Consider the following 15,067-nt stretch of genomic DNA (forward strand, 5'->3'; position numbering starts at 1 on the left):
TGGTTGGTTTTTGGACGCTGATTAGCGATCAAAAACTACCTACCTCTTCCGCACCATCTCGCGTGAACAGTGCTCGGAGCTTCTCCGGACTCAGACTTTCCGCAATCGCTCGCAAACTGCCATCGCAAAAAGAAGCCATCAATACACCTTGATGTAATCCCATCAAAGCTTTCACTGGATTACCATCGCCTGGAGTCCAGTCATCCGGTTTTGTCCAGACAACAGCTTGTTCATCGCCCGCTTCGACCATCATGATCGTGTTCGACGTGCCGTCTGTGATTTCCCGCATCCTCAGACCGCGTGGTGTTGTCTTACCATTTTGGTTACTAGCGGGCAGGACAATCACTCCGTGCGGATCACGAATGGTTACGTAATTTGTCTTGCCCGGATCCGCTTGACTGTTGGGGGCCCGATAAAACCTTGGCATTCTCGCAATCAACTTACGATTGCGTGGGCTGTCCCAAGGCTCGTCGAGTTGAAAATCGTTATAGAGATCAATTTCTTCGAGATACGGCAAGATGTGCACTCGCCAGCTTAATAATGGCTTACCGTTTTTATCCGTGTTATAAGCGGCCGGATAACTTTTGTGAACGGATTCGTAATTCATTATCGCAAGTCCCAATTGTCGCAGATTGTTTCCCGAGGTGGTGCGACGGGCAGACTCACGAGCAGCGGTCACTGTCGGCAGAGTCGCGGCGAAGACTAATGGTGCCGTCGCAGCCATGCTACTGCCAGGCAAACTGTGGAATGACTCGATGCGATATCTATTGTCTGAGTGACTCAGGGTCCACCAACTTGGCTTCACATTGCGTGTCAAAGCCGACATACTCGGCAAACGTGTGACATCGATGTCGATGCCTTCATTCGCAAGCATGCTGCTAACGCTTTGAATTCCCATTTGCACAGCCGGGTACAACTCGCGCATCGTATAGCTTGTGTCTTGGTAGGCGACGATGCAGGGAGCTTGACCGCCACGAAACAATTCCTTCACTCGCGGCAAGTCTGCCAACGAGGCGCGATCCTTGTCTCCTCGAAGATGCTCGCGCACGGCTTGCGGAAAGAGCCCAAAGACTAATTCACTTCCCGTTAGACACCAACTCGGCGCGAATGGAAACGCGGCGTAACGGATCGTTTTCACAGCATGCCCATCAACTTCGTTGTGAATCACCTTCAAATTTTTAGTTTTATTCAAACTTTCAACGATCTTTGCTTGGCTTGCTTCCAGAGCTGCCGCGTCAACGACAGAAATCGTGGCAATCCAACCTGTCAGCATGCCGCCGTCTTCTACCGAGGTGTGAACCGTCAAGACATCTCCCAAGCATTGCAACAATTCTTTTTTCAGGTCGATGGAAAGACTTCGAGCAAGAGCATCCAGCAGATTGTTAGATTCTTGTCGGCTCGCAAGATTAACGACAGCGAACAAGTCCAAGGCTGACTCAAGGCTCTTCTGAAGATTAGTCTTGATGGCTACGGCAACGATCGCGTTCGCTGGGATGGGGCGAAGCTCTTTGATCTTCAACGGCTGAGAAGGTACTGCGGGGAGTTTTGCTTGAGCCTTTTCGTCAAGCAAGAAATCGGTACGACAGATAAAACGTTCGGCATTAAGTCCACTGACCGAAACATACGACCTCAAATGCTGCAGTGGCGATTCGGCGAAAAAACCTGCCTGCGCAGAGTCCGGTAACACCGCCGCACCTATCTTGATCAACGCTTGCAGATCAGCGTATGTCAACGTCGCCCGACGCGGCAACGTATATTCCGCTTGCAAATCGCTCAGCCAAGTGGGTGCGGGGGTTTTTGCTCGATCCAAAATGCCGGCCATGGAGCCTTCCCCAACTCCCACCATTAAATAGTTACCATCAATCCCCCAAGTCAACTTTGTTGATGCAATTTCCGTCTGACGGAACGTATGCGTGTCGTTAATAGTCACATCGATCACCGTTCCGCGAAAGATGGCAGTCTCCAACTTTTTCAACACTTCCTCTGTCGTTTGCTTATTGTCATCCAGTCGTATGACCAAACCAGCTTCGACGTCAACGGGAGCCATCTCAAGATCGCTCACAAATAGCGAGAGGGGTTGAGTTACCAATAATTTCCCACCCAGGTGACCAGCTTCGACCACTACCAATCCCTGGCGATCACTACTTGCTGGAGCAGAATCCAAGAGTGCCTTACCAAAACCTGTGTTCAAATAGCTCGCAAAGGATCGCATTTCCGTTTCGGAAAGAAGTTTTTCGATCTGATTGTTACTCTTTGGGTCGGGCGGTACTGCGCCAGCCCAGTTCGTGTAATACACACAGGTCTCTGGAGCGATTCGAGACAGGAACGGATCCTCGACGCCAGGTGGCATCGAAATCGGAATTCCAAAACCAATGAAACCAAACAACATCCCAACAACATAAATCAGCTGATTCATAACGATTGACACGTCAAAATCCCTTCTTCGCTTACCCAACCACATCTGATGGAAATTCAAAACAAGTCTTCGCTAAATTCTATCGCCTGATTTAAATTCGTGCCACGGACGTTATGAAAGCCCCGCCGACCATCGCATTCCTGTACTTCCAAGCCTGAGAACCTAAATCCATTCACGCTACCGATGGAGATCTTATTTGCAATCAACCGAACTGACAGGCACGTCGTTTAATCCTGCGACTGGCTTGGATCGACAGGGTGCATCAACGGTAGCACGGGCTGCGGAAATCACAGTCACGGTTGTTTTCGTTGACCGTTGTTGAGGGCGGAAAGGCTTAAAAATCAATGGTTTTTTCAGGTTTCGACGCATGTCGAAATCATGATTGGCAATCCGCGCACCAATAGGTGGAACGTCCAAGGTCACCTTGCCTGCGCATTTGGATACGTGTCCCACATCGCAAACAGGATTCGTTCAGTCGGCCGTAGACCCACAGCCGTTGTCCATCCTGACCAAAGCGAGTTCGACGCGGATAGCCTCTGCGATTTTTCTTCATTAGCTGCTGAGCTTTTAGTAGAACAGTTCGCCATTGTTCATCTGTCAGGGTTCGACCCGTCGCAAAAGGATTGATCTGAGTCAAAAAGAGAACTTCTGACTTGTAGATATTTCCAATCCCGCAGATGATCGTCTGATTCATTACAGATTCGCCAATCGGCCGCAAGTCATGCACACGACAGCGTGTGATCGCGTCGCTGACACAAAACTGTTCGCTGAGCAGATCGGGTCCCAAGCGAGAGAGATAGGCATGCCGCCTCAGCCCACTAGCTGTCAATAGTTCCATCTGTTTCGGACTGAAACAAACGCAAACCTTGCCACTCACTTTTAGAACCACGGAAGCCTGCCGAGGTGCTTTTTGCCAAGGTTGGTCGGGTGCGTAAATGTGCCACGCTCCGGTCATCCCCATATGCGAGTGCAGCACATGACCACTATCAAAATGCAGCAATAGATGCTTTCCTCTTGCTTCGGTGGCAGTAATCTGTCGGCCCACGACCGGCGCGAAATCGACTGCGGCTTGTCTCGACTCGGCGGCCTGTAATTCCTGACCATTCAGGACGGCTCGCAAGCGGGTAGCCGTGCGAAAAATCGTGTCACCTTCGGGCATCCCATAACCTTTCGGCGCTGGACTGTCGCTTTGCCTCAGCCGTTACCGTCGAGTCACGCAACATCAGCCCGCGACTGGTGTTAAAAAACCCAGCTTGTTTCAGCGACTCAAACAACTCGGATTCGTGCGCCGGTACGCCATCCACTCGCGAAAGGATCACGGGTTGGTTAGTCGCGGCTTCAGCCAACATGGCCGTAAGCGCTTCAATTGCGTGCGATCGTTCGACAGGATCCGTGGGTAGGAAGCTGATCAGGGACTGTCCCGTTCGTCCTCGGTAAGCAATCAATCCTCCATTCTTCAGAATCACATGAGCGCCGGCGATCCGTTGCGGTCGCGCGTTCACTTCCTCTTTCTTGGGCCAGGGAATTGCCGCACCATAGGGATTGGCCGGATCGGTAGCCGCCAGTATCAACGAGGTTTCATCGGCGTCCTCGGAACGGTTACAATCCCGCAACTGATCATCCGCACCGGGTGCTGCAAATTGAGCCGCACCCAACCCGGCCACAAAATAACCGCGTCGAATCTTGCCAGCCTCCTCCATTGCCTTGAGCACGGGATACAGTGAGGAAAAGCCGCCTCGGACGCCATCGCTCAGAATCATTTCTCGCGTCAGCACACCGTAGCGATCGATCAATTGGGTCGCGTAACTCACTTGTTGTTCAGTCGGATTTGGCAACTCGTTCGCTGACGGCATCAGCAGTGCCCAGCGACCTTCTGCTCCTCGTTGTTTCGCCTGTCGCCGTGAGCGAAATGATCTTTGGCCCGTACGTTGTCGATTTTTCCGGCGAGACCCCGGCTTATTTTTTCGCAGGGAGCGTAGCGGTCCAATCGTGTCATTCGTGACGAGGCCGGCCCAGACCAACTGCCAGAGACTAGCCAGTAGATCGTTGCGAAATCCTCCCAGCGATCGAGCGATGTCATCGAAGAACAAAGCGCCTCGATCGCCCAACAGCTGGTAAATTGCCTGAGCGATTCCGTCTTCTGGCAGGATCGTGGCGGGCGCTAACATTGCCAAATGATCCGCCAAATAAAATGCGACCCGACCATCATCGCTGCCGAGGCTATCGAATCCTCGCCAGACAATTTCACCCGCGGCACATAGCTCGTCCAAGTCCGATGCTTGATAGCCTTTCAAACGTTGAGGCAGTATGTCCGACTCCCAGACCGATGCGGGCAGTGCCACTCCTTGTAGTTGTTCAATGACATCCAAGAGTCCATCCAAGCCTACCTTTGGATGATGAATCGATTGCCAGCGTGGCAGAAACTTTGCTAGTGCATTTTGTTCGACCGGCGCGATCTGTTTCCGCAGCTTTGCCAGTGATCGACCTTTCAAACGTTTTAGCACTTGAGGATCACACCATTCTCGCCCCCGTCCTCCCGGCAAAAACTCACCCTCCAACACTCGCCCTCGCTCGGCCAACTCCGTCAACGCAGTCTGAACGGGAGCTACCCCGAGTCCAAGCCGTCGAGCAACGTCCTCAGCTTGAAAGGGCACGTGAGTACGAGCGTAGCGTGAGACCAGATCGTGGAGTGGAGATTGGGTTGTTTCCAGAAAGGCATCCGGTAAACCCAGCGGCAAGGCGACTCCCAAAGCATCACGAAGTCGACCAGCATCCTCAGCAGCCGCATAACGGGTCTCTCCGGCGACTCGGACTTCGATCACGCGCCGCTGGTCGACCAAGGTGGCCAGCCAGCTGCGCAGTTGCTCCATCGATACCGGCTCATCGACTCGTGCAAATAATTCCGTTTCCGACAAATCACCCAATTGCCGCAATTGATCGCACAACGAATCTGGATGCGAGATCGGGTAGCGGCCATCGAGCCGCAGCAGTTCCAGGTTCAGCTCATCCACTGCATCCGCATCCAACAACTCGCGCAGCTCAGCGTCGCCTAACAACTCACACAGCTGCGAGTGATCGAGGGCCAGTGTTTGGGCCCGCCGTTCGGCCAAAGGCGTATCACCTTCATACATGAAGTGGGCTGTGTAATTAAACAGCAGCGAAGAGGCGAAGGGCGAGGCAAGTTGCGTCTCGACGGTTTTGACTCGAATGGTACGACTTTTGACATCGCGCAACAGTTGCTTCAGACCTCGAATGTCGAACACATCGCGCAAGCATTCTCGATAGGTCTCCAGCAGTATTGGGAAATTGGGATAACGTGATGCAACCTGCAACAGATCGGCAGAACGGCGACGTTGCAACCAGAGAGGGGTCCGTCGACCCGGCTGACGCCGTGGTAGTAACAAAGCACGCGCGGCGTTTTCGCGAAAACGGGCCGCGAACAATGCGGTCGCACCAAGTTCACGAGTCACGAGCTCCTCAATCTCATCGGGGTCCGGAAACAACAAAGCTTGATCGGGCAAGTCTGTCGATTCAGGCAATCGAAATACGATACCGTCATCCGACCACATCATGTCCACTTCGGTATCGGTTTCCGCGCGTAGGCGCGCTGCCACGGCAGTTGCCCATGGAATATGGACTCGGGAACCGTAGGGGGTCAACAGAGCAACGCGCCAATCGCCCACCTCATCCAAAAACGTCTCAACAACAATGGTCTTATCACTGGGCGCTTCACCAGTCGCTTCTGCTTGATCACGTAGATACTGCAGTAGGTTTTGCGAAGCTTTTTCATCAAGACCATGTTTTTGCGTCAGCCGCTCATCGGCCCGTTCGGGCGATGTGCTGAGTAATTCCCGCGTCAACTTACCAATGGCTTGCCCGAACTCCAGTGGACGACCAGGCCCATCCCCGCGCCAAAAAGGCATCTTTCCAGGCTCCCCAGGCGCAGGCGTGACCAGCACACGATCATGCGTGATGTCCACAACGCGCCACGACGATGCTCCCAAAAGAAAAATATCACCTGGACGCGTTTCGAAAACCATCTCCTCATCCAGCTCGCCCACTCGACTACTGCGACCATCATCGCCCGCCAGAAACACCCCGTACAAACCACGATCTGGAATCGTCCCGGCATTGACGATTGCTAGACGTTGCGTCCCCTTGCGCGGGGAAATCATCCCGCTCAATCGATCCCAAATCACGCGTGGCCTGAGCTCGGAAAATTCGTCAGACGGGTAACGACCGGATAGCAAGTCCAACACGTTCTCAAACGCGGACCGTGGCAAATCGTGAAAGGGTGCCGCTTGCGTCACCAACGAGAACAGTTCGTCCACGGTAACGGGTTCCAATGAGACCATCGCAACCAGCTGCTGAGCCAACACATCCAAGGGATTGCGGGGATAAAAGGTTTCCTCCACCTCGCCCGCCGCCATCCGTTCCGCTGCGGCACTGCAGGCCAGCAGGTCACCTCGGTACTTCGGAAACACCACGCCATTTGAACGGGCTCCCACTTGGTGCCCCGCTCGTCCCACTCGCTGAATCCCTGACGCAATCGACGGCGGAGCTTCGATCTGCACGACCAAATCGACAGCTCCCATATCGATGCCGAGCTCAAGCGACGAAGTCGCCACGATCGCGGGTAACTGACCACGTTTCAATTGATCTTCGATTTCAAGTCGAGTTTGCTTGGCGATGGAGCCATGATGGGCTCGAGCAATCTCTGCTTCGGCCAATTCGTTAATCGAATTGGCGAGCCGTTCTGCCAACCGACGGCTGTTGACGAAAATCATCGTTGATCGATGCTCTCGGATTAACTGCACCAAACGCGGGTGGATTGCCGGCCAAATCGATGGGATCGATGGGCCAGAAGCGGCCGGCGACACTTCGACACTCCCACCTAAATCGCTCATATCCTCAACTGGCACTTCAATCGATAACTCGATCTGTTTCCTGCGGCCAGCCTCGACAATCTCAACCGGGCGCGGCACAAGCGTCGCAGGCTCACTCGCTGACCAATCAGCGCCGCCGAGCAAGCGAGCAATCTCGTTCAACGGACGCTGCGTCGCCGATAACCCAATCCTTTGCAACGGCTGCTGCTGACCCGCCGAAGCCCGTAGGTGTTCCAAACGTTCTAAGGATAAAAACAGATGGGAACCTCGCTTCGTCGACACCAAAGAATGAATCTCATCGATGATCAATGTATGCACATTGGTCAGGATTGAACGTGCTTTCGATGTCAGCATCAAATAAAGCGATTCAGGAGTTGTGATCAAGATGTCCGGCGGGTCGCGATTTAAACGTACTCGATCGGCTGCCGGTGTATCGCCCGACCGGACACCGATGGTGGGCGTCCGATATTCCACTCCTTCCCGCTCCGCGACCGCTTTCACACCTGCAATCGGTGACCGAAGATTTCGCTCGACGTCGACCCCCAAAGCTTTCAGCGGGGAAATGTAGAGCACACGAACCTGCTTCTCTGTCGGGGCTTCATCCGGAAACATGATGCGATTGATCGCCACCAAGAAAGCCGCCAAGGTTTTGCCAGAACCTGTCGGAGCTAAGAGGAGCGTGTTGGCACCACCAGCGATCACTGGCCACGATTGGATCTGAGCCGCAGTTGGCGCGGCAAACGCCTCCCCAAACCATTCTCGAACGACCGGTGCGAAGGGATCGAGCGCTGCTCGCGTCTGAAAGGATTGAGAAGCAGTACTCATCGCGCTCTATTCAATTCTGCTGATTTTAATCGTGGCAACTCGCAAAACCTCGTAGCCGGAGGCTCCTCGCCATCCTAGTGGCCACCCACCTATTTTGCGATCCAGAACGAGAGTTTGGATCGAATCAGTCGCCCACAAGCTGAGAAAAAGTTCAGCAGCAGCCGCGTAGCTACTACCCGTAGGGAGGCCAAAATCACGGCAAAGGTGAGCCGGTAGTTGCTCCTGACAGCCACTTAAGCTATCAAGAAGCCGTTCTCCGTCATCGACGGCGTCAAAGCTCTCCAACCATACGTGAAACGCCCAAATTAGCTGCTCAGAACGGTCGATATCGTCAAGAAAAATCACTGCTACAAAACTCTTTTTCGATCCCAAGGTGAAAAACAACGAGCTTTCTACGACCTTCGTCAGATTCGGTGAAGGGGGCTCGAATTGTAGTTGACACTTGTTCAGCATATCAATAGATTTTGGATCGGCCCGAGGAATTGACCGTAAGACATGGAGGGAAATGAAATGCTTGTATTGGCCAGGAAGGAAAATCAGTCGATCATCATCGGCGACGCGATCAAAATCACGATCGTGGGTCGTAGCGGATCTTCAATCCGAGTTGGGGTGGAAGCCCCTCGTGAACTGAAAGTGATTCGAGAGGAATTGGAAATTGGGTTGGAAGAGACATCGCTTCCGACGGAGATTTCGCTTGCCTCACCAACCAAAGAGTTGAACTGAAGCGAGGTCAACCGGGCAGAATGCCTGAGGTGCTCTCTCCTTCTGCGTCGGCAAAGCCGATCACGCAAGGTCGCCGTGCGACACCACGCTAAAGAACGCAAATCGTCGCTGATCGGACGAATGCCGAGCTGCAGGAGCGAAGGCCTACTGCTAACCCTCTCCGCGGCGAGATCACCCGAGGGTGTTTCGAGTTCGAAACACCGCTAAAGGCGAATCTCTCTAGCCGCGGCTCTTGCGAGTGAGCCAATTGTCCTATTGGCGAGCCACGCTCAATCAGATGTGGAGTCCGCCGAACGTGGCTCGCATTCCTCACCTCCGCCCCCGAGGTTAACCGGCGAAAGTTAGGGGGCTTAACCAGAAATCTGTACCCCCCTCGTCTCCTCCGGTGATGGAATTCTCTCCGAAAGGAGACTTGGCAAAATGAGCGGAGACTTGGCAAAACGAGTTCCGCGAGTCATATTGCAACCCGCCAAACCGAATTCACCCTTGAGCCACGGGAGTCTCAAATGCCAACAAACAATCCAGTTGTATTGATCACAGGTGGGGGTACCGGTGTAGGTCGCGCGACGGCAGTTCAACTCGCGGAAAAAGGGTTTGATGTGGTCATCAATTATTCTCGTTCTGCGAGCGATGCCGAAGAAACGCGAACCACCGTTGAACAGCTGGGGCGTCGGGCAATCACTTTGCAGTGCAACGTCTCCAAGGATGCTGAGGTCCGTGCCATGTTGAAGAAATGCGAGCAAGAATTCGGCAGACTGGACGGATTGGTCAACAATGCGGGCACCACCCATTTCGTTGACTTGGTCGACTTGGAGGGGATGACCGAATCGATGTGGGACGACATTCTGGGAGTCAATTTGAAAGGCGCATTCTTCGTCAGCCGAGCTGCCGTACCGTTAATGCGACAGACCGGAGGCTCCATTGTCAACGTGGCCTCGATCGCTGGTATCACCGGCGCTGGAAGCTCGCTGGCCTACGCAGCATCGAAAGGTGGAATGATTACGCTCTCCAAGTCTTTGGCGCAAGCACTTGCACCTTCGATCCGTGTGAACTCGGTCTGTCCGGGTGTCATCATTTCTCGCTGGCTTGCGGACCATCAGCCGATGATTGATCGTGCCGTAGCCGCGACACCGATGGAACGGGCCTCGTCAACAGACGATGTGGCAGATGCGATCACCTTTCTCATCAGCGGCGGAGAAATGATCACGGGTCAATCAATCGTTGTCGATGGAGGCTACACACTCTAGGCTCGGGGCCAAATTACCGATCGCGGAGAACTGTGTTTTCGGGCCAATCGTGTTTTCGGGCCAATCGACAGGTCCCAAGTACCACTTTGCTGCCAAAGGCGATTGAGATGGCTCGCTATCTGTTCTTGATTTACGGCGTCATCAGCTATGGGATCGGCCTGACTGGAATACTTTTTTTTGGGTTCTTTCTCAACGACCAGACGCCGTTTTGGGTGTCAGTCGATGAGAGCTCATCGGCTCAATTCACTCCAAACTTCCTAATCAACACAGGCCTGCTGTTGCTGTTTGGGCTGCAGCATTCGGTGATGGCTCGCCATGGATTCAAACGGCACTGGACGCGTCTTGTTTCTCCCGTAATCGAACGCAGCACTTACGTGTTGTTATCGGGATTCGTGTTGATGCTAATCTGCGTCTACTGGCGACCTTTGCCTGGCACGGTTTGGATTACAGACAAGACATTCATTCGTAGTGCCCTCACCACGCTACAGGCAGCGGGCTGGATTCTGGCCGCATTCTCATCCTGCTTGATCAACCCACTCGAGTTATTGGGTCTTCAACAAGTCTATAACTTTTTCACAAACCAACCGGAACCTACCCACAACTTCACCGACCGTTATCTTTACAAATGGGTCCGCCATCCGATCCAATTGGGAATCCTCTTAGGTCTTTGGTCGGCACCAACGATGACGATATCTCGATTGATGCTCTCAGCTGGAATGACGGTCTACATTTTCATCGGGCTACATTTTGAGGAACGCGATTTAGTGAACCGGTTTGGGCTCGAATACCTGGCATATCGCAGCAAAGTTCGTCAATTGATACCTGTTCCCAAACGGAAGCCCCGCCCTACATCGAAGATCGACTGATTGTGGGCGCATCACGATTGCGAATTCCATCTTGAACCGAATGCCTGACTAACGGGGTGACAAGGTCAGCTCGACAGGTCGATGATTACTTGTTCGTCGATCATCAGGAAAATCACCCTTACGCACCAAAACACGTGATCCGGCAAGCCAATTCTGCGCGCCGCCGGCAAGAAAAGCGCAATCCGACAATGTGTCTGGCTGGTCGTCATGGCCATCTTGATTGCGATCTAGCCAATGAGAATCTGCGATTCCACTCGGTCGAATGTAATGCCAACGGTAATCCAACATAAACTCGTTGAACGGCGTATTCCCCCGCAGCGTTTTCGTATTGAAATCAAAGTTGTAATCCCCGATACCGATGACAGCCAGCTTCTGCTCTTCGCACCAAAGGCGTAAAGCCTTCGCCTGCTCACGTTGAAACCGAACATCATCACGTTCCAAATGGTTCAAGACGACGAGCAAGTCAACCTCAGAGGGCCGATCGCGCAAACGCAACAGCAACGGTTTCCGATAGGCTATCTGCTGATCTTCAGCACGAAGGTCGTCAAAGATATTCAGCTCCCTCGAACTCACCAGAGCCAGTCGATCGGTATCATATAACATCATCAATCGTTCCGGGCCGCCAGCCATTGACAACTTAGCAGCGAACGATTCTCCAAGTGACTTTGCGTATCGCTCTGCTTCTCCAGGATCCACTTCGGTCAATCCATACAAATGATAGGTACCGATCGTTTTGAGTTGTTGGGCAATTGTGGACGGATCGGATCCACCTGAATCGAGATTCCAACTCACAATTCGCAATTCGTCATCTGCGGCAACAACATTCCCTAACAACCCAAGAACCAGCAGAGCGGTCCCCCATAAACCTGATTTCCGAATCATCATGATTCTGCCTTTTCAATTCACGCCGATCGTTGTCGCAAGAGAACACCAGACTACCCCGTCCACCAGCTTGATACGGTTTTGCACTCCTGTCCAGGGTTTTCAGGTCAAATAGGCGACGCCTAGAGAGCACGTGCTCTCCTTGGATGATCAGTTCTCACCATGGCAACAGTAAAAACAAGCATTCTCTGCTGTTACAACTCGATACGAAAAGTACCTTTTAAAACCACGATTGCCTGAGTTAATATGAAGGCCCACAGAAATCTCGATCTCCAGCCTTTTCGAGCATCATCGATTTCATGAAAAAATACACACGCGGATTCACGCTTGTTGAACTGCTCGTCGTAATTGTGGTAATTGCAATTTTAATCGCGTTGCTTCTTCCGGCAGTCAATGCAGCACGTGAAGCCGCGCGTAAATCGACCTGCCGTAGCAACCTGCGACAAATCGGTATTGCGCTCAACAGCTACTATTCCGCACGCCAAAGATTCCCACCCTTCATCATTAACCGGAGCGGCAATCCTCAACGAATTGTTGACGGGAAAAAAGAGGTCAACTGGTTGGTGTTACTCTTGCCGTACATTGAGGAAGACGCCATTTATCAAAGGTGGGATCGTTCATTACCGGCGAGTGAAAATCCGGGACGCTCGGCTGAGATCGCCGTCTATAAGTGTCCGAGCGACCCCAATAGCACCGGCAACCATTGCAACTATGGCGGCGGCGGCTGGGCGCGGGGCAATTACGGCATGAACGTCTCACCTTGCAGTTTCAACTCCAACTCAAAGAAAGAAGGAGCGAAGAGTAATCTCGGCGGCATCGGAGCGGCCAATTACACCGTGCGCATGCGTCAGATTCGGGACGGCACGTCGAAGACGGTTGCAGTCGATGAATTACGAGTTGGCTTGAGCCCAAGCGACATTCGCGGTTGCTGGGCCATGCCGGGACTCGCCTCGGGAACATCCGCGCTCTTCGGCGACGCAAATCGGCCCAACGCCTGCGGTGGCAACTCTGACGACATGGAAAACTGTGAGGCAACGGGAATGGCCGGCAACAACAGTAAATGCATGGGATGCTACGACAGTGATAGCTCTTCCCAGATGGCCGCCCGCAGTTCCCATCACACGGGAGTCCATGTGATGATGGTCGACAGTTCCGTCCGTTACGTCAGCAACGACGTGGACAGCAAAGACGGGCGTTGGACGGAAGGATGTGGTTCCCACCCGCGTGGAATCTGGCAGTCCCTTCACACTCGCGCAGGACGCGAGCACGTGAAGGAATTCTAGCCGCGAAGCAAAATTAAGCGGAGATCGCGATCGTTATAGAGATCGAGCTATGACTCTTCGGTCAACTCCAACCATCGCTCTTCCGCCGCGTTCAATTGATCAGATATTTCCGTAAAGCTCACGTGCAATTTGAGTGCTTCATCAGCGTCAGTTGTCTCCATCAACTTTTGGTTAAGCGATTTCTTCTCTTCATCGAGCTGCGCGATTTTCTTTTCGAGATTTTTGATTTCCTTGCGTCGTTTCCGTTGCTCTTTATTTGCTTCTTGACCGGCTGACGACTTACCTTTTGGAACTCTTTCTGATGGAGAACTCAGTTTTTTCCCCGCCGCCATCTCTCGTTCACCTGCATCGATTGCCTGGTTGATCGAGTAGACATAAGCATCGTAATCACCTAAATAATTTCGTGCACATCCGTCGCGAACCTCAACGATATTCGTGGCAACACGTTTCATGAAATGGCGATCGTGGCTGGTAAACAAAACGGTTCCTTGATAGTCAAGCAACGCGTTAGCCAGCGCATCAACCGTTTCTACATCTAAATGATTGCCCGGTTCATCAAGGACCAAAATGTTGTAATCACCCAACAGTAATCCAGCCATGCACAACCTGGCTCGCTCACCTCCCGAAAGCACGGAGATCTTCTTTTTCACGTGAGAGTCGCGAAACAACAATGCACCGGCGAGGGCAAGAATATTCTGAGTCGTGGTCCCCGCATTCGCTTCGTACTCAAGATACTCAAGCACCGTCAAATGCTCGGGCAACGATGAATAAACGTGTTGAGCGTAGGTACCGATTTCGCTCGCATGCCCCCACTTTACTTTGCCACCCAGCAATTCCAACGAGCCCACCAGGGTGCGCAATAGGGTGGTCTTTCCTTGACCATTGTCTCCCACAATCGCGGCACGTTGCCCGTGTTCGATTTCCAGATTGATACCTTTGGCAACTTCATGATCTGAATAACCAATTGCCAGATCAGTACAACGCAGCACAGGACCTTTCCGAGGCGTTACTACGGGGGCTCGAATGTGGGCGGTCGCTTCATCCATCGCAATCTCGGTTGTCTGGAGCCGATCGAGTTGCTTTTGTTTGGATCGGGCTTGGCTTGCCGTATTCGCTCCTGCACGATTCTTGTCGATAAATCGCTGTAGCTGTTTCTGCTTGGCGATCACCGATTCGTTCACACGTTGGTCGTGCTCACGCCGCTCGCTCTGGAATTCCAGAAAGGAATCTATCTTGCCGGGGTACAACGTCAGTTGGCCCCGCGTCAAATCCAATGTCTGTTCACAGGTCTGCTTCAAGAAAGCTCGGTCATGAGACACGACGAGCACGCCAGCGCGGAAAGTTCGCAAGAAATGCTCCAACAACAATTGAGTCCGCAAATCCAAGAAGTTTGTCGGTTCATCCAGCAACAAAAGATTGGGTTCATGAAGCAACAAAGCGGCCAGCTTGACTCGAGTCTGCCATCCTCCCGACAGTTCAGACACCGGCCCGTTTAGATAGGCACCTTTGAGTTCGAACTTTCCTGCCACCTCGCCGCACTTCCATTCCGGTTGCGAGCTATCCCGTATCAGGAACTCGAGCGCCGATTCATTGGGCTGAAACGGATCATGTTGTCGCAAATAACCGACACGTAGATTCGGATGCTTGATCACCTCACCCGTATCCAGATCCTCCTCCCCCAAAATCACTCGCAACAAAGTCGACTTGCCAGCACCGTTGCGACCGACAAAACCGAGCTTCGCATCCTCGACAATGGATGCCTCGGCTCCGTCCAGCAGCACCTGTTCGCCGTAGCTCTTATGTGCGTCTCGAATTTGGATCAGAACAGCCACGATTTTTCACGCAAGGGAATAAAAAAGGGGAGGTAACACAGCGAGATGATCACAAAATTAAAATTGAAGCCCCCCAATCCGTCAATGACAGAGTCACAACTTTCAAA

At 52.8% G+C, this 15,067-nt stretch carries 10 protein-coding genes; 4 read left to right on the plus strand and 6 right to left on the minus strand.

Annotation, left to right across the window (positions count from 1 at the left end; translation table 11 throughout):
• Positions 1-28 precede the first annotated feature (28 nt).
• From P8N76_22570 to P8N76_22585, 4 genes are all read right to left on the minus strand, one after another.
• A complete protein-coding gene (locus P8N76_22570; protein ID MDG2384470.1) occupies positions 29-2,428 on the minus strand; it encodes a DUF1559 domain-containing protein in 2,400 nt (799 codons plus the stop codon).
• 364 nt (positions 2,429-2,792) lie between these two features.
• The gene (locus tag P8N76_22575; protein ID MDG2384471.1) at positions 2,793-3,575 is read right to left on the minus strand and encodes a DNA-formamidopyrimidine glycosylase family protein; all 783 of its coding nucleotides are present in this window, start codon (positions 3,573-3,575) and stop codon (positions 2,793-2,795) included.
• A complete protein-coding gene (locus P8N76_22580; protein MDG2384472.1) occupies positions 3,562-8,127 on the minus strand; it encodes a DEAD/DEAH box helicase in 4,566 nt (1,521 codons plus the stop codon). Before P8N76_22580 ends, P8N76_22575 begins: the two co-directional genes overlap by 14 nt.
• A gap of 6 nt (positions 8,128-8,133) precedes the next feature.
• Positions 8,134-8,472, minus strand: coding sequence for a hypothetical protein (locus P8N76_22585; GenBank protein MDG2384473.1), 339 nt, complete (start codon positions 8,470-8,472; stop codon positions 8,134-8,136).
• Positions 8,473-8,637: 165 nt separating this feature from the next.
• On the opposite strand from P8N76_22585, the gene P8N76_22590 reads away from it, so the two are divergent.
• The 3 genes from P8N76_22590 (at position 8,638) to P8N76_22600 (ending at position 10,963) form a co-directional block, all read left to right on the plus strand.
• A complete protein-coding gene (locus tag P8N76_22590; GenBank protein ID MDG2384474.1) occupies positions 8,638-8,850 on the plus strand; it encodes a carbon storage regulator in 213 nt (70 codons plus the stop codon).
• 506 nt (positions 8,851-9,356) lie between these two features.
• Positions 9,357-10,097, plus strand: a complete 741-nt coding sequence (locus P8N76_22595; protein ID MDG2384475.1) for an SDR family NAD(P)-dependent oxidoreductase — start codon at positions 9,357-9,359, stop codon at positions 10,095-10,097.
• A 107-nt stretch (positions 10,098-10,204) separates the two neighbouring features.
• Positions 10,205-10,963, plus strand: a complete 759-nt coding sequence (locus tag P8N76_22600) for an isoprenylcysteine carboxylmethyltransferase family protein (protein ID MDG2384476.1) — start codon at positions 10,205-10,207, stop codon at positions 10,961-10,963.
• Positions 10,964-11,011: 48 nt separating this feature from the next.
• On the opposite strand, the gene P8N76_22605 is transcribed toward P8N76_22600, so the two are convergent.
• Positions 11,012-11,848, minus strand: coding sequence for a hypothetical protein (locus P8N76_22605; GenBank protein MDG2384477.1), 837 nt, complete (start codon positions 11,846-11,848; stop codon positions 11,012-11,014).
• A 296-nt stretch (positions 11,849-12,144) separates the two neighbouring features.
• Here P8N76_22605 and P8N76_22610 point away from each other — a divergent pair, with 296 nt between their 5' ends.
• A complete protein-coding gene (locus P8N76_22610) occupies positions 12,145-13,128 on the plus strand; it encodes a DUF1559 domain-containing protein (protein MDG2384478.1) in 984 nt (327 codons plus the stop codon).
• A 47-nt stretch (positions 13,129-13,175) separates the two neighbouring features.
• On the opposite strand, the gene P8N76_22615 is transcribed toward P8N76_22610, so the two are convergent.
• A complete protein-coding gene (locus tag P8N76_22615; GenBank protein MDG2384479.1) occupies positions 13,176-14,960 on the minus strand; it encodes an ABC-F family ATP-binding cassette domain-containing protein in 1,785 nt (594 codons plus the stop codon).
• Between the last annotated feature and the right edge of the window lie 107 nt (positions 14,961-15,067).

This window comes from Pirellulaceae bacterium, assembly GCA_029243025.1.
Classification (GTDB): domain Bacteria; phylum Planctomycetota; class Planctomycetia; order Pirellulales; family Pirellulaceae.